Origin of the sequence: uncultured Shewanella sp. (assembly GCF_947501225.1) — a bacterium.
Lineage (GTDB): Bacteria > Pseudomonadota > Gammaproteobacteria > Enterobacterales > Shewanellaceae > Shewanella.
In genome coordinates this window covers 35,915-50,422 of record NZ_CANMUW010000005.1, presented here as the reverse complement: position 1 = coordinate 50,422, position 14,508 = coordinate 35,915, and the positions used below count along the sequence as shown (strand labels likewise).

Annotated in this window: 15 protein-coding genes; 9 read left to right on the top strand and 6 right to left on the bottom strand. The window is 43.1% G+C overall.

The genetic code is table 11. The features are described from left to right. Positions 1 to 21 precede the first annotated feature (21 nt). On the bottom strand, positions 22 to 1,290 hold the full coding sequence (locus Q1B47_RS09190) for a sensor domain-containing diguanylate cyclase (protein ID WP_299792102.1): 1,269 nt from the start codon (positions 1,288 to 1,290) through the stop codon (positions 22 to 24). Positions 1,291 to 1,692: 402 nt separating this feature from the next. Between Q1B47_RS09190 and Q1B47_RS09185 the strand changes: the two genes are divergently transcribed. Both Q1B47_RS09185 and Q1B47_RS09180 read left to right on the top strand, forming a co-directional pair. Next, on the top strand, positions 1,693 to 2,250 hold the full coding sequence (locus Q1B47_RS09185; protein ID WP_299792099.1) for a GNAT family N-acetyltransferase: 558 nt from the start codon (positions 1,693 to 1,695) through the stop codon (positions 2,248 to 2,250). A 285-nt stretch (positions 2,251 to 2,535) separates the two neighbouring features. After that, complete coding sequence (locus Q1B47_RS09180) at positions 2,536 to 2,898, top strand: group 1 truncated hemoglobin (protein WP_299792096.1); 363 nt, start codon at positions 2,536 to 2,538, stop codon at positions 2,896 to 2,898. A gap of 90 nt (positions 2,899 to 2,988) precedes the next feature. Here Q1B47_RS09180 and Q1B47_RS09175 read toward each other — a convergent pair whose 3' ends face one another. Beyond that, on the bottom strand, positions 2,989 to 3,372 hold the full coding sequence (locus Q1B47_RS09175) for a hypothetical protein (RefSeq protein WP_299792093.1): 384 nt from the start codon (positions 3,370 to 3,372) through the stop codon (positions 2,989 to 2,991). A gap of 233 nt (positions 3,373 to 3,605) precedes the next feature. Between Q1B47_RS09175 and Q1B47_RS09170 the strand changes: the two genes are divergently transcribed. Then, positions 3,606 to 4,322, top strand: coding sequence for an RluA family pseudouridine synthase (locus tag Q1B47_RS09170; RefSeq protein WP_299792090.1), 717 nt, complete (start codon positions 3,606 to 3,608; stop codon positions 4,320 to 4,322). Positions 4,323 to 4,399: 77 nt separating this feature from the next. Here the strand turns inward: Q1B47_RS09170 and Q1B47_RS09165 are convergent, their stop codons facing one another. After that, on the bottom strand, positions 4,400 to 5,533 hold the full coding sequence (locus Q1B47_RS09165) for a tyrosine-type recombinase/integrase (protein WP_299792088.1): 1,134 nt from the start codon (positions 5,531 to 5,533) through the stop codon (positions 4,400 to 4,402). A gap of 741 nt (positions 5,534 to 6,274) precedes the next feature. Here Q1B47_RS09165 and Q1B47_RS09160 point away from each other — a divergent pair. Then, positions 6,275 to 6,769 carry a hypothetical protein gene (locus Q1B47_RS09160; RefSeq protein WP_299792086.1) on the top strand — a complete coding sequence of 165 codons (495 nt, stop codon included), beginning with the start codon at positions 6,275 to 6,277 and terminating at the stop codon, positions 6,767 to 6,769. Between the two features lie 17 nt (positions 6,770 to 6,786). Here the strand turns inward: Q1B47_RS09160 and Q1B47_RS09155 are convergent, their stop codons facing one another. Next, complete coding sequence (locus Q1B47_RS09155; RefSeq protein ID WP_299792083.1) at positions 6,787 to 7,761, bottom strand: ABC transporter substrate binding protein; 975 nt, start codon at positions 7,759 to 7,761, stop codon at positions 6,787 to 6,789. 356 nt (positions 7,762 to 8,117) lie between these two features. Beyond that, on the bottom strand, positions 8,118 to 9,158 hold the full coding sequence (locus Q1B47_RS09150; RefSeq protein WP_299792080.1) for an oxidoreductase family protein: 1,041 nt from the start codon (positions 9,156 to 9,158) through the stop codon (positions 8,118 to 8,120). 202 nt (positions 9,159 to 9,360) lie between these two features. Here Q1B47_RS09150 and Q1B47_RS09145 point away from each other — a divergent pair, with 202 nt between their 5' ends. Next, the gene (locus Q1B47_RS09145) at positions 9,361 to 9,708 is read left to right on the top strand and encodes a hypothetical protein (protein ID WP_299792077.1); all 348 of its coding nucleotides are present in this window, start codon (positions 9,361 to 9,363) and stop codon (positions 9,706 to 9,708) included. A 50-nt stretch (positions 9,709 to 9,758) separates the two neighbouring features. Continuing rightward, positions 9,759 to 10,454, top strand: coding sequence for an SDR family oxidoreductase (locus Q1B47_RS09140; protein WP_299792073.1), 696 nt, complete (start codon positions 9,759 to 9,761; stop codon positions 10,452 to 10,454). Between the two features lie 98 nt (positions 10,455 to 10,552). Here Q1B47_RS09140 and Q1B47_RS09135 read toward each other — a convergent pair whose 3' ends face one another. Beyond that, positions 10,553 to 11,473 (bottom strand): hypothetical protein, encoded by a 921-nt coding sequence (locus Q1B47_RS09135; protein WP_299792070.1) that lies wholly within the window; start codon positions 11,471 to 11,473, stop codon positions 10,553 to 10,555. 458 nt (positions 11,474 to 11,931) lie between these two features. Here Q1B47_RS09135 and Q1B47_RS09130 point away from each other — a divergent pair, with 458 nt between their 5' ends. The 3 genes from Q1B47_RS09130 to Q1B47_RS09120 all read left to right on the top strand — a co-directional run bounded on the left by Q1B47_RS09130 (position 11,932) and on the right by Q1B47_RS09120 (position 14,436). After that, on the top strand, positions 11,932 to 12,486 hold the full coding sequence (locus Q1B47_RS09130; protein ID WP_299792067.1) for a GNAT family N-acetyltransferase: 555 nt from the start codon (positions 11,932 to 11,934) through the stop codon (positions 12,484 to 12,486). A 49-nt stretch (positions 12,487 to 12,535) separates the two neighbouring features. Next, positions 12,536 to 13,876: an FAD-binding oxidoreductase gene (locus tag Q1B47_RS09125; protein WP_299792064.1), complete on the top strand. Its 1,341-nt coding sequence runs from the start codon at positions 12,536 to 12,538 to the stop codon at positions 13,874 to 13,876. A gap of 284 nt (positions 13,877 to 14,160) precedes the next feature. Beyond that, complete coding sequence (locus Q1B47_RS09120) at positions 14,161 to 14,436, top strand: hypothetical protein (RefSeq protein WP_299792060.1); 276 nt, start codon at positions 14,161 to 14,163, stop codon at positions 14,434 to 14,436. Positions 14,437 to 14,508 lie beyond the last annotated feature (72 nt).

Genomic DNA, 14,508 nt, shown 5'->3' with positions numbered 1-14,508 from the left:
CTTAAATCGTTAAAGATAGGTTTAATCTGAGAAACAATTTCTGCCGTTCATCTTCGCCCTGTATAGGGCCTCATCGGCACGTTTCATTATTGTTGTGACATCATCTCGTTGCTCATATTCCACCACACCGATACTGATGGTAAAAGGTATGAGTACATCATTATGCCCCATGAACCGTAATTCACTGATATGATGACAAAGCCGTTTGGCCGTTAACTTTGCGGCGTTTAGCTCCGTTGCAGGAAGTATGACGGCAAACTCTTCGCCGCCGTATCTTGCTACCTTATCTCCTTCCCGGAGCAACTCAGTCGTTGATCCGGCAAAAAATTTCAAAATTTGATCACCAATCATATGTCCGTAGGTGTCGTTGATCTGTTTGAAATGATCCAGATCTATCATCAATAATGAAAATCTGAAACCATAACGCTTGAATCGATTCGACATGCTGATTAACTTGTGATCAAGATAGTTGCGGTTCCTCAACCCGGTAAGGTAATCAGTATTGAGCTTAAACTTCAGCTCGTCGAGTAGCTGTGTACGCTTGGAAACATCCCTGACTATCGCAGTATATTCAGTTTCTCCTTCAACTTTTATCTTAGAGATACTTATTTCTGCGGCAAACTCGACACCACTCTTCTTCAGGCCATATATCTGAATTCTCTCTCCCATATCACGGGAACTTAAATCTTCACTCGCAAACTCTTCGACATACTCAGCATGGTGCTCCCTGTGTCTGACAGGCATCAGGCAGGTTATAGGTTTACCAATGACCTCGTCTGCCCGGTATTCGAAAACATTTTCGGCAGCTCGGTTAAAATAATTAATTGTCTGAAACCTGTCCATGGTAATGATGGCATCAAACGCACCTTTAACCACAGAACTATAGCGGGCACCGCTCTTATTTATCTCTGTTTCAAGAGCAATTTTATCGTCCATGTTTATGCCGGTTATCATTACTCTTTTCAGGTGACCATGAGGTTGTTCCATAGGTTTTAAAAATAATCGCCACCAGTTTGACTTTTCTCCTTGCTCAAACGCTTGTTCCAGTTCGAGTGGCTCTCCGGAGATGAATACCTGAGGCAGAAAAGTCAGGAGTGTATTGGTAACAGATCTACAGAGGATAGAGTTTAGTGAACTGTATGGCTTGAACGAAGGAGTTTCTCCCAGCATCTCCTTGAAGCGCTCATTGCAGGCAAGGATGATAAATTCATCTTTATGTTGCTCTACAACGGCGACACAGGCGTGAATTGCATCGACCATGTGTTGTAAATTTTGTGGTGTTTTCAACATCTGCTCTGTCACACCTTGCCGGGTTTGTCATTTAAGTCTAGCTGGAACATGCTGATTTTTCATGAGCAAACATGCTTGTTCGGTTACTGGTTTTGTAAGATACAACGCCCATCGTGAGCAGTTATCACAATAGAGTGGTGAATACCTATTCTGGTTTATGCAATTTGATTAAAAAAATCTCGGGGATACATTTTTCATATTGCATAAACAGTGAATAGGAGGTGCATAGGGGCCAAAACAGAAAGTTAAAGACAAGGAGCTAAGACTTTGCTGGTGGACATAGTTATGAACATAGTGTGTTTTGATTTGACCTGTTTTATGATTGATGCCTCCTAACCGTTGTTGTCAAACAGAACTCATTCTGACTCGGTTAAACTTAAATTTCCTATAGGCGCACAGATAATGAAGATACCCGATACTACACGCCTCAGTTTTACATTTATGACACACAATGATGCAGGGCAGTTGTTTGAGCTCGATCAGGATGTGGAGGTGATGAGGTATATCAATGGGGGGAAAAAAACCAGCATGGAGGAGATACACAGTAGGTTTATTCCCAGATTGGAAAGCTATGCCAATGAATCTGAAGGCTGGGGGCTCTGGAAGGTCTGCACTCGATTAGATGAATTGGAAAATGGCAGCAGTTTTATCGGTTGGGTTTTAGTCAGACCCATGAATTTTTTCAGCGATGCTCCCCAATATCATAACTTAGAGTTAGGGTGGCGGTTTAAACGGCTTGCATGGGGCAAAGGTTACGCAACTGAGGCTGCCAAGGCCGTGATGGAAACCGTTTGTGCGCCAGAAAAGATAAATACCGTTTCCGCAATAGCCATAGAAGATAACACCAGCTCAATCAACGTCATGAAGAAACTCGGTATGACCTTTGTTAAGAAGGCGATCCACCATGATCCCCTGGGAGAGATGGAATTAGTGTTCTATCAAAAGTCTTTGAATAACTAACCCCTTTACCTTGAATCGTCAGCTTTAAGCACGAACGAGTTACTATGAGCACAATCCTCATACGCACACTTCACGCTGCCAATCCAGGCACGGCTCCATTAGATGTAATGTTTGAAACACCGAATAACCTAATTACCCCTTGAAGTTAAAAGTAAAAATTTATTCACGTAAAACGTTACAATTTTACTTTGAAATTCAGCTGAAATTGATTCGCATTTCAGTCCATAAAGAGATGCTATTTACTATGCTTATAGCTGTTAATTGGCTTAAGGTAGGAGTTTTAGTATGAGTGATGCAAGTCTGTATGAGCGTCTGGGAGGAGAGGGAAAGATTGCCCTGATAGCAGCCGATATATTTGATACACACGCCGCTAATCCAACGATAGCAAGCCGGTATAAAGATTCAGATAGAGAAAGAGTCATTAAGGTTGTAACCGAATTTCTCTGTTCCGGTACAGGAGGGCCACAGGATTACACGGGTAAGAATATGCTCGATGCTCATAGGGCGATGAACATTAATGAACGCGAATATATGGCGGTACTGGATGACATCATTGTAGCTTTAGATAAAAATGATGTGGGAGAGCGGGAGAAGCAGGAGATGCTGATGATTGCTTATTCGCTTAAAGATGAGATCCTTGGGGTCTGAATTTTAGCCGTATGCTCAGCCTTTAAAACCGCATAAAAAAACGCAGCCCTCTCGGGCTGCGTTTTCCATCATAATGTTTGTGATACTTACTTAGTGTTCATGCTTCGTCACAGATACCGTCCATTTGTATAGAGGAGCATTGTTATCGATTTGAAATTCCAGTGAAGCTTGCTCACCATCGGGCAGTAGAGTGAAACTTGGAAGTGTTTCAATATTGAGAAAATCACCTTTTCGATAGATAAGTTGCGCAATCAGATCGATTTGACCGAGATTATCCGAGAGGCTAAGACGTAAAATATTGGCATTATCCAGCTCTACCGGAAACTCTACCGGGTGATCAGCCCCGATTGTTACCTGTGAGGGACCTATCGCTATCCCATCTCTGGTTAACTCCGTACTTACATCATAGTTGTCTGAGTGGCATGCACTTAATAAAACGGCTAAGACAAATGCAAAAAAACTACGTAAAAACATCGTACTCTAATCAGGGAATCGACAATGGCGCAATAGTAACACCATTTGTTATCACTGCGGTTACTTTTTGCTAACTATTTGTGCGTAATTTTGTCTTATCACCTGTTTATTCAGCTTACATTCAGTTAAATATTAAGCCGGTTGATAATTTGGGATGTTCAACTATACCAGTTCTTCTGGAAGACGCTGTTTTTCTGTATCATCTGCAGCCTGAGTTTATATAAAGGTGAGCCATGCAGCCTCAAGCCGACCCGTTTATCGTTCCTGAATGCCATGATGAGATTGAGATCTTATATCGGGACGAGGCGTTGATTTTACTCAATAAACCGAGCGGCTTGTTAAGCCTTTCAGGTAAGCACCCGGAGAATAAAGATTCGGTGCATTTTCGATTAGTTCAGAGATTTCCTACCTGTACCATGATCCACAGATTGGACTTTGGCACCTCAGGCATCATGCTTGTCGCCATGAATAAGCAGATAAATGCGCAACTCTGTTGCCAGTTTAGTGAGCGAACCGTGTCCAAACGCTATACGGCGCTGCTACATGGCCATCTGGAGCAGGATAACGGCGTGATCGATCAAGCAATAGCAAAGGACAAAGATAACTTTCCACTTATGAAGATCTGTCAGCAAACGGGAAAACCAGCTATATCTAAGTTCAGGGTGCTGGAACGTTTTACTCAGACTCCCGAGGCTAGCTTCTATCGTGAGGATAAAAGGGCAGGTGAGAGATCTGTTACCCGAGTCGAGTTCGAGCCCGTCAGCGGCCGCACCCATCAGCTCAGAGTTCACAGCCAACAGATTAAACACCCGATCCTTGGCTGTGATCTCTACGCCTCCGATCAGGCATATTTCATGGCTACACGGCTGATGTTACATGCCAGTGAGTTGAGCTTTGATCACCCACTATCAGGTGAGCGGATGAATATCGTGTCACCGAGTCCATTTTAGTGTAGTAGCGGCTTCAGCCGGAAATGGCTTTGCTTTGCAAATGATTAGTTGCTAAAGCTGGCTCCTACAAAATAGCGTTAATCTTTCGGTTTCAGATAGTGTCTGAGGGATCTTGGATCTGTGTGCCCGGTTCTTGCCATGATATAGAGATGATCTTTATCATTCTCATGGAGCTGGGTAACACAACCACTACGTAAGCTATGTGCGCCATAAAATTCAGGACTTAAGCCGGATCTCTGACAATATCGCTTTATCATCTGGTAGATATCATCTCCCCGAAGAAAGCCACTATTTCTTTTTAAAGTACCGGTTGAGCTTTCATCATCGGAGCTCAGGTTAATTTTCCTGTTTGTTGTTTCACTCACACTGTAGGGTCTGAGTTGACTGCCATCTCGAGAGATGGACCGAAACAGGTGTCCCTGTTGAACTTTAGAAATCTCAATCCAATTTTTAACGGCGTCGTATGCGGCAAAGGGCTCGGACTGAGGTAGATCTTTCCACTCTCTCTGACCCTGTTGGTTACTCTTGGAGTAGGGCAGACGAACTTTGAGTTTATTTCGTAAAAACGTCAGATGATTCACCTGAATATCCGCAAGCTCCGATCGGCGAAACCCTCCCTGAAACCCAAGTTGAATAATGGCTTTATCCCTGGCACGGATCAGTGGCTGCGGGTGCTGTTCGATAACGTTAAGCAACATCTCGAGCTCATCGTACATAATAGGTTGCTGATCATAATCTGAGACTTTGCGATATTTGTTTCTGCTCAGACCTCGCATGACCCTTATCACCAGAGGGTGTTCAGTCGGAGAGTGGTAACCGGCTTGAATGTGTTGATATCGAATGGCAGCAAGACGGGTCGTGAGTGTTTGACGTGAAAGCTGAGCTCCGGTTTTCTGTTGAATGCTCTCTTTTTGATGACCGATAAAAGATATCAGAGTACGAGGATCGGCCGGAAGAGGGCTTAATCCATGTTCATGGCAGTAGCGGTCAAATATGGCATAACTCGAGAGATAAACTCGCCGGGTGTTTTCTGATATCTCGTATTCAGTTTCACTGGCCGCACTCTTGTAATCATCTAAAATCGAAAGTGGGAGGCTGCTTTCCTCGTAAAACTGTTTTTCGGATGAGTGGCCAAGACTCAGAGATTTGCCAGTGATCACACTATCTGGTGTCGAACTTAAATGTACTGTTTGGCGACCTGATTTAGACATGCCTGGCAACTCATATTGGTTAATTGAAATTACATGCACTGTGCAGATATTAATCAGGCCCTCATAATATATCTAATCTATATATCTAAGAAAGCCGGATAATATCGGTGCAGAATTATAAAGAGGTAGCTCTATCCCTACCAGTGATAATCGTCATTATCACTGGTAGGGATGCTAAGTGAACAAAAACCATTCTAAGTGGATGTTTATTATTCACGGAGTGGGTTATTAACTGAATATTTTGAAATAACATAACTGTATAAATATTAAACTTAAAAATAAGCAGCATAATTAACAAATTATGTTGTTTATAAAATAGCCGCTAGTGCCTATATGTTGAGCGCGTTAGTTTTTATTTTACAGGGTAGTTAGACTAGAAGTTTTACAACGAGATATTATGGTTGCACCATTTTATGCGAGCGAGTTGGTACATAAGACAACGGCTATAAGCTATTTATAACTGAGCACCGCCATAGAACATTTATTAACACGGCTCTTTATTAGAGGAGTATAAATTGACTCTGATATATAGGGGGAAAATGAGGCATTGAATCGTTGCATACCTGGTAGTTACACTCATATTTATCAGGATGATTTTTGTACAGTGATCATGTTATCTCCTTTCTATAATAATGGTTGCACCATACTATTGAGATTTGTTGATTTGCTGGTTAGTATTGCTTTCATTCAATTAAACTTTTTGCTCTTAGAGCGGCCTTAAAATAGATCAGGATTATTGTCATGAATCATAAACAAGCATGGGTGTACCATGGGGAGAAGCCGAAAGCGGGAAGAAGGTTATTACTGCTGGAGTCAGATGAATTGAAACTAGCTTTACCATTAATCTATCGTCTCATCCATCCGGATGAAATTCAGATGAGAGAAGATTGGTTTTTATCTGACACCGGATCTCAAAGTGTCAGCTGGAACGAAAAATACCTTTCTCTCGTGCCTAAGCTTCAGCGTGTAACAAGTTTAAGAAATGAGCCTTCATCTCTGAGTGAACCCTTACGATCATTAAACTTGAGTTTGAATGAGTATTTCAGTGACTTTGGTTGGCGGATGGTGCGCAAGGAGTTATCTCAGATTAAGAAGAGGCAGAAAAAAGCACATATTGAGTTGAGCAAAGATATTATCGTCAAATTAAAATCATATATGGAGCAGGGGAAGTTTGAAAGTTTCGATCAGGCTATCGATAACCTATTGAGTGAGGTTTCCGATAAAGAGGAAGCTTAACCCTAAATTATATTGACTTAATCCAGAATCCGGCTTTTATTGAGAATGTTTGGAGGAAGTACTATATTCCAGCGTTGAAGTTCGTGTTGGCTAAATATCAGTGTTCCGCGTTTGGGGGTCGATATCGAAAGTAAGTCTCCCTTCAGAAAGAAGTGATTTACTTTTTTTGCAGCTTCGATTCCCTGTTCTTTACCACTTATAGTCAGGCCGCCGATCGCCTTACCATCGCCAATTGAGTAGGACCAGAATGCAAATACGGGAAGCGGACTTTGACTACTGGTCCAATGGCTAACTTTATCCAGGCTTACGTTTTCACAAAACCTATTTCTCAATGCCGCATAGTTAGCGATGATCAGTGCATCGTACCCCTTAGCCTTTGTTTGACTGACCGTTTCTTTCCAATCGTGAAAACTCTCCTCGAGAGTAATATCAACCTTAATGCCCGCGACTGTTTGTTTAAACTTATCATCGAAAGATGTTTCAAGAATTGCATAAGAGGTGGGCTTTCTATCCATCAGAACTTTGACATTTTTTAATCCCGGCAAAAGCTCTTTTAACAACAACACCGAACGTTTAAGTAATGGGCGCTCTAACGCTCCGGTAACATTTTGATTGAGAGAGATATAGTGCCTTGGATTAGCATTTATACCAAGAAAAACCAGTGGAATGTTAGCCGCAACGACCTTGGGCCCCAGGAATTTTAACGCATTGTCATCGGCTAGCACGACTATCTTAGGTTGATTTTCTTCGATGAAGGACCAGGCATCGTCTGCAATTTTTTGATACTCAGTTGCGTTTTTTCGCTTGGTATCCATTTCAAATTCAACGATATTGTTGGTATTAACCTCTCTAAGAAAGCTGTCACGATATTGCTGAACCCAAGGATATTTGATGTGATAACTATGGATCAAAGCTATTTCGGCAGCAAAAGTTTTCCCAGTTATTAACAAAACGAACAGGATGATTAGCTGAAATTTAGGTAACGATCTCATCTGGTTAGATTCCCATAGGCCATTACCTATTTATATCACTTGTTATGAACTTGTGCTAAATTTCTTTCGTTTAACGAGATATATGAGACATAAAATTCTCTTTGATGGTTGAATATTCGAATAAGGTCGAATCTTAGACATCAGCAGATATGGCGAGTGTTTAAAACGCAAGTTGAAAAAACAGATATACAAAAGAGAGTCCTGATTCCGTAATTGATGCGCCAAATGGGCGCGAAGGCGTAAGCCCGGTTTACGTTTATCCGTTAACTCCCTTCTATTAAGAGTTTAGTATAAATTTGGTTACAAGGCACTGTAAAAAACGATTATTGAAAGGGAATAAGGTACCCTGTAGCCCTTTATATATCAGGGCTCTGGTGTATTGACAGGCTCTCTATAGCTAGGTTTGTGATCTGTCGGCTAAACTGGTTATTTTTCTTATGTTCCGGAGACCAGCCTAATATAAAACGCTGAAAATCAGCCCATGCAACTTGAAAGAGGGGCCGCCATTCAAACTCAATATTTTCAAATTTTATAGCTGAATTAAGCTCATGTAATGCAGACTCTAAAGTTAAGAAATAATGATCCAGCAGTTCCTCAAAATGTTGGCAACATTGCTCTTCAGTCAGGCAACTGCCAATAAAATAGACCAGATCTTTCATTCCGCAGCCACCGCCAACATACTGAAAATCCACAGCCGCAACACGATCGCCATCCGGACTGAAACAGAAGTTAGCCACCTTAGCATCGCCATGCACCAGCGTCTTGAAACGACAAGAATTCAATACTCTATCTATCTGTTCGGCTGCGCGCTTTAACCGGGAATCTGCCATGGCATCAAACTCATCGCCACGAGTAGCCAGGTGCCAATAGGTTCCAACCGACCAAAGGCCCTGCGGCCACTCGCTGGAAGGCGCATCTTGCATAAATTTCGCGTGAAAATGGGCTAACCAGGAGATACAGACCTTACTCTGAGCTATGGTCAAGGAGTTCTTTCTCACCATGAAGCCGGCAGCATCCAAGTCACAGAGCAAGAGTATCATGGTGTTATCCGTTTCCCGTCGGGAGCTGAGGTCAGCGGGTTTAGAATCTAAGATCCCAAAACATTCGGGAACTGGGGCACCGTGGGGACACTGAGACGCCCAATCTCGATACCAATTGGCCTCAACCTCATAGGAGCGTAGCTTTCGATTATGAGATTGTAGTGTATTCCAACCTCTGGGGTGAGATGATACAGATGGCGGTGAAATTGACTTGGCGATCACTGTTGCTGGGCATGATGTTCCGGTTAGCTTATAGCGGACGATATCCCCATAGTCGCTCCAGAGTGTCTGAACCGTCTCCAGTCTCTGTACCGTTTCACAACTGAGTCGATCGATAATAAAATCTTCTGTGTTCAAATGAAATCAAGTCGGTCAAAATAGATAATTAACAGATCTTATATCAAAACACGCTCAATTTAACAGGCTTTTCCAAAAGAGCACAATGGCTGACATGATTTATGATAAGTTAGAAAATAACGAGAGATATAAACACTTTTTTAGATTAGGTTTTTGCAAATAGAGTTATAATTATCTGTAAATCTGCCTTTAAACTCATCTTATGACGACATCACGTGCCTTACCTCAAGAAAAAAAGCTAACCGTCTTATGCCGGATAGAACCAGGTTGCCTCGGCCCGGATGGAGTTGACCATATAGAATCGTTTTGTCGGTTTGCCAATCAGGAGCTTAAAAAAGTCGATCCCGATTATATTAAGTGGATCCCTTTACCCAGATACGACAAGTCACTGTCTGAGATGCAATATTCGGTCAATAATAAACAGTTAAACCGAGAAAAAGCGGCTAAATACCTGTCTCATTTTCAGAGTGACCTCGATGATTTTGAGGAACATTTTCACGACAAAGTTTCTTTATTGATTAACGACTTTCTTTCTAACAACAGGGAGTAGCCTTTGCATTAAAGGCACACCAATTAACGGCCTCATTAAGGAATTAAAAAATGGCAAAACATCTTTTGATCACAGGTGCTAACCGCGGCATTGGCTTAACCATGGTAAAACATTACCTGGCAGATGGCTGGTTGGTGACAGCCTGCTGCAGGGCTCCGGAGCAAGCGGAAGAGTTGCAGTCACTGTTAGATGACAACGAAGGGCTCTCAATTTTTCAGCTCGACGTAACAGATTATGAGGCCATAGATGAGCTGGCAGAAAACCTTAACGGTGAGCCTATCGATCTGCTTATCAACAATGCAGGTTACTATGGTCCTAAAGGTGTCGGTTTTGGAGGCACAGATGTAGAAGAGTGGCGTCAGGTATTTGAGATCAACACAATTGCGCCTTTGAAGATTGCTGAAGCATTTAAAGCCCATTTATCTCAGGCTGACCACGGCATCTATGCTGCTATCTCCTCCAAGATGGGTAGTATGAGTGATAACGGCAGTGGTGGGTCATACATCTATCGTTCATCAAAGGCTGCACTGAACTCTGTCGTTAAGAGTCTCTCAATCGATCTTCAGCCGGACAACATAAGCGCCATTGCTATACATCCTGGATGGGTACAAACGGATATGGGGGGGCCAAATGCATTGATCACTACCGAACAATCGGTATCCGGAATTAAGCAGCTGTTAGATAACCTCTCTACAGATCAAAATGGCGGCTTCTATGATTACAACGGCTCAGAGATAGCCTGGTAATCACGTTCTTAAGTCTACCGCTACCAGATAAGGCTACAACCTGGAACCTATTCATTCCTGACTAACGCTGTCAAACAGCCCTGTTATAGAAACAGGGCTTAACTCACGGCCGGAAAGGCGGGAGAGATACACTTTTTCACTTCGAACTTAAAGCCGTAAGGCTCACTCTTATCCGGTGAAATCTGAAGTATTTCATAATCATTCAACTCAACGACATTAGTACCAGAAGTGAGCAGACAGCGAGAGCGGGTATCGGCTTCAAGGTGATAAGCAAAGTGAGCGATTAGGGAGCGTACCTTACTCTCATAGTCTTTCCTGACATGGGAATAGGTATCTTCTTGTGCTGACCCCTTAACCAATGGCAGAGCAACTCTTACCTCATCTTCTTTTGTGTTTGCTATCGACGGACTCTCAGCATCAGCTAATTTGTTTACCGGTTGTTCAGCTGTGTCGATAATGACCATATCTGCAGGTATGGAAAGATCATCATCCAGCTCAGAGTCAAAGCCTGCTATCAGCATCAGATGGTAGAGTACGATTGAAGCTAAGAACAAACGAACTAACATAGTAGTAAACTTGAAGTGGTTATGATTAATTAACCTCAGGCCCTTGATTCCAAATGGTCTTAGAAACAGTAAACAAACCAGGTAAAATGGAACTGCTACCTGCAGAAGAAGGATGGCAATGGCTGTCATCGCTATGACCCAGGCAGGCAGATAGAGCAAAATGGCAAAATTGTGTGTGTAGGAGAAATGTTGAGTCGACACTCCAACCACTTCATTGACGACAGAGGCGGCGCCGGCAATAGCAAAGTTTGCGATGATGGCATAGAAGAGTAATAAGATGGCCTTCCCCGACAAGGTATGCCATACCCGATCGAATATGGGCCAAAATTCCAGTGTTAACGCTATGACGGTCACCAGGGCGACGATACCTAAATTATCGGATACCAGCAGGATTACGATTGCCGCTAAATAAAGTTTTTGTGCTGCTGTTAATCGTTCTGATAAGGCTGACACGCCAGTGCTCAGTTTATTTATTGTCTGAGCCAATATGACTACAAATTTATTGGTTTTTTTGATTGGCCTGTTAAGCTCTTCATTGAGTATTTGCTGCTGAATCTCATCCATCCCGTAACCATTCCATTGTTTTTATTATCATCATACCTCAGTCAGAACTTTAACATCTTTGCAACTTGATACCAATCTGTATAAGAACAGCGCTAGCCGGAACCTATTTACAACCGGTTAATTTGCCCATTGTTCTTAAGGACGGTCTGACAGAGGCGAAACCAGCATGTCTGGACTTTTTAACTAAGTCTTGTATTACTTTTGAATTGGAGAGATATCTTTACGTGTCTGCGCCAGCAATACCTCATCGAGGATATCGACAACTTGTATTAGCTTAATTTGCCCGTCATCACTATGTACAAGCGATAGAATTTTGTTTAGTTTGAAATCAAAAATGAGAGTTTCCGATGATACAGAACCTTAAACCCGAACACTTCGTTGATGTCATTAGGCTTGGCAATGACGTACATGGAGAAGGCTACCTCGATAGACAATCTATCGAGTCGCTTTATAAAAAGGGGATAAAATCCGGTATTAATGCAAACTTTGTTGCCTATCAGGATGGAGAACTCGTAGGCTTTCGATTGACCTATGCGCCGGGTAACTGGCGACCCGATAAATGGTGTACTCCAAAAGAGTGGGGGGTGAAGATTGAGCAGGTATGCTACTTCAAGTGCAACACTGTCGCTAAATCTTGCCAGGGGAAGGGGATCGGTGGGCTGCTGCTTCAGGCTTCTATAGACGCAAGCAAGTTACAGGGTGCCAAGGCTGGTGTCAGTCACCTGTGGAAACAGAGTCCAAATAACTCAGCCATACGGTACTTTTCGAAGGCGGGGGGCGTGTTAATCAATGAACACCGTGATAGATGGAACGATAGTAAAGAACATCCTGATTATGTTTGTGTGATCTGTGGTCCCGATTGTCATTGCACAGCCAGTGAGATGCTGCTCAGATTCAAATAGTCTCTCTAACACGCTAACTCTTGTATATACAGTTGCAGCCAAGGTATCTATGAATCCTAACCATTATGACCCATTAGTTGCAGACTCACCGGCCAATCAGAACTGGCCGGACTCCTACTGGTCTACTACGATAAACCAGCCGGGGGCTAATAAGCATCTTGCCGGGCCAATTCAAACTGATGTTGCCGTTATCGGAGCCGGGTTTACCGGGCTGCTTACGGCTTATTATCTGGCAAGCCACTTCAACATAGATTGCTGTGTCATCGAGGCTAACAGCGTAGGTTTTGGTGCCAGCGGGAGAAATGCAGGCTTCGTGCTCAAGGGATCAGGTCGTTTAGGTTATTCGCAGATGGCGAAGCGGTGGGATCTTGATACGGCTAAGGGGATCTACGATGAGTTCACACAAGCGGTTGATAGGGTCTCCGGACTCATCAGCACCCATGAGATAGATTGCGAACCACAGGAGAAGGGATATCTTAAGGTTGCACATAACCACAAGGCCCTAAATTTATTACGCGGCGCCGCACAGTATATTAGTACCCACCTCGGTGGTGAAGCCGAGTTTATATCTAAGGTCAGGTTGGCCGATGAGTTTATGGATCATCATCAAGCTTTTGGTGCATTAAGGCTGAAGGATGGTTTTGGACTCAATCCGCTTAAGTTGGTTCTTGGCTATAAACGTATGGTTGAGAACCAAGGGGTAACTATATATGAGAACAGCTGTGTAAAACAGTGGATAGAGGAGAGTGGTCGGCACAGACTTATCACCGAACAAGGCGAACTGTTGGCAAATAAGGTGATAACAGCGGGTAATGCATATACACCCAAGGAGTTTAATCCCCGTATCGATAGCAAATTTCTTCCAATATTGAGCAACATCATAGTCACAGAACCACTGAGTCAAGAGGAGTTACTGAATGCGGGACTCAGGACACGGCAAGTGACAATGGATACACGGATACTTAAATATTATTACCGTCTGCTGCCGGATAACAGGCTGCTGTTCGGCGGACGCGGCGCCATATATGGTAAAGATGCTGCAGATCCTATTTATACGCAACGGCTGAGGTATGCTTTAGGCCAGTGTTTTCCTTCGATTGCCGACAAACCCCTGTCCCATTCCTGGACAGGCTGGATAGCCGCAGCCATAGACGATATGCCCCATGTCTATACGCGGGGAGGGAGTGGCTACAGTTTGGGTTATTGTGGTGCAGGCGTCTCTTTCAGTGCACAAGCCGGCTTTCGGCTGGCTCAGTCGATTGCCGGGGTGGAGCTTCCCTCACTTCCACTCTACACAAACCCCTTACCACATTTCCCTCTACCAAGATTGCGAAGAGTCGGGCAATGGGGATACTACCACTACGGCTGGATGAGAGATCGCTACTGTTAATCGTATGACTCTGGAATATAGCTGGCAGCTCTATGGCACCTTTGCCATGTAAGACTTGTTTAATGATCTCTTAACTTGCTCAAAGTTTTCTTAATATTTAACAGCTCTGGCATTAGCCATATTTGATGATATTCATAGTCATGGAGCGACATCATTCAACACAAGCATTCGTAATAGCATCCTGGTAAACACAAAACAGCCATAATATTGGAGGTGTTTGAGTCAAATAGTGATAAATGGCCATTCCCTTGCTATTATTTATGATTGCTTAAAGGGAGGTAGTGATGAAGTCTAAATTAGATAAGATGCTTTCTACTCACGATAATCTGGTCCACTCAGAGGGCGTGAAGATCGTTTCTCATACACAACGAGATGTTGAGGAGTGGGTACAACACACGGTTATGATTGAGGGGTGCGATGCACCGTTTAAATTCAGACGTCCCAAAAAATTTAAATGTCTTAAGGGCAATAGAGTCAACATGACTTATTACCCAGAAACAGAGAAAGTTGCCGGGTTTGACATTGAAGTGATGAAGGTCGTTCGTATTAAACGTTTCTGATTCGAAAAACTTTGGTCTGCAGCCCAGAAACAGACAACACCTCGATTGTGTATGAGTTAAGCCACTCCAGTC

Coding starts and splice junctions, on each gene's coding strand:
- Q1B47_RS09190 (WP_299792102.1), bottom strand. CDS start 1,290: ATGTTGAAAACACCACAAAATTTACAACACATGGTCGATGCAATTCAC.
- Q1B47_RS09185 (WP_299792099.1), top strand. CDS start 1,693: ATGAAGATACCCGATACTACACGCCTCAGTTTTACATTTATGACACAC.
- Q1B47_RS09180 (WP_299792096.1), top strand. CDS start 2,536: ATGAGTGATGCAAGTCTGTATGAGCGTCTGGGAGGAGAGGGAAAGATT.
- Q1B47_RS09175 (WP_299792093.1), bottom strand. CDS start 3,372: ATGTTTTTACGTAGTTTTTTTGCATTTGTCTTAGCCGTTTTATTAAGT.
- Q1B47_RS09170 (WP_299792090.1), top strand. CDS start 3,606: ATGCAGCCTCAAGCCGACCCGTTTATCGTTCCTGAATGCCATGATGAG.
- Q1B47_RS09165 (WP_299792088.1), bottom strand. CDS start 5,533: ATGTCTAAATCAGGTCGCCAAACAGTACATTTAAGTTCGACACCAGAT.
- Q1B47_RS09160 (WP_299792086.1), top strand. CDS start 6,275: ATGAATCATAAACAAGCATGGGTGTACCATGGGGAGAAGCCGAAAGCG.
- Q1B47_RS09155 (WP_299792083.1), bottom strand. CDS start 7,761: ATGAGATCGTTACCTAAATTTCAGCTAATCATCCTGTTCGTTTTGTTA.
- Q1B47_RS09145 (WP_299792077.1), top strand. CDS start 9,361: ATGACGACATCACGTGCCTTACCTCAAGAAAAAAAGCTAACCGTCTTA.
- Q1B47_RS09140 (WP_299792073.1), top strand. CDS start 9,759: ATGGCAAAACATCTTTTGATCACAGGTGCTAACCGCGGCATTGGCTTA.
- Q1B47_RS09130 (WP_299792067.1), top strand. CDS start 11,932: ATGATACAGAACCTTAAACCCGAACACTTCGTTGATGTCATTAGGCTT.
- Q1B47_RS09125 (WP_299792064.1), top strand. CDS start 12,536: ATGAATCCTAACCATTATGACCCATTAGTTGCAGACTCACCGGCCAAT.
- Q1B47_RS09120 (WP_299792060.1), top strand. CDS start 14,161: ATGAAGTCTAAATTAGATAAGATGCTTTCTACTCACGATAATCTGGTC.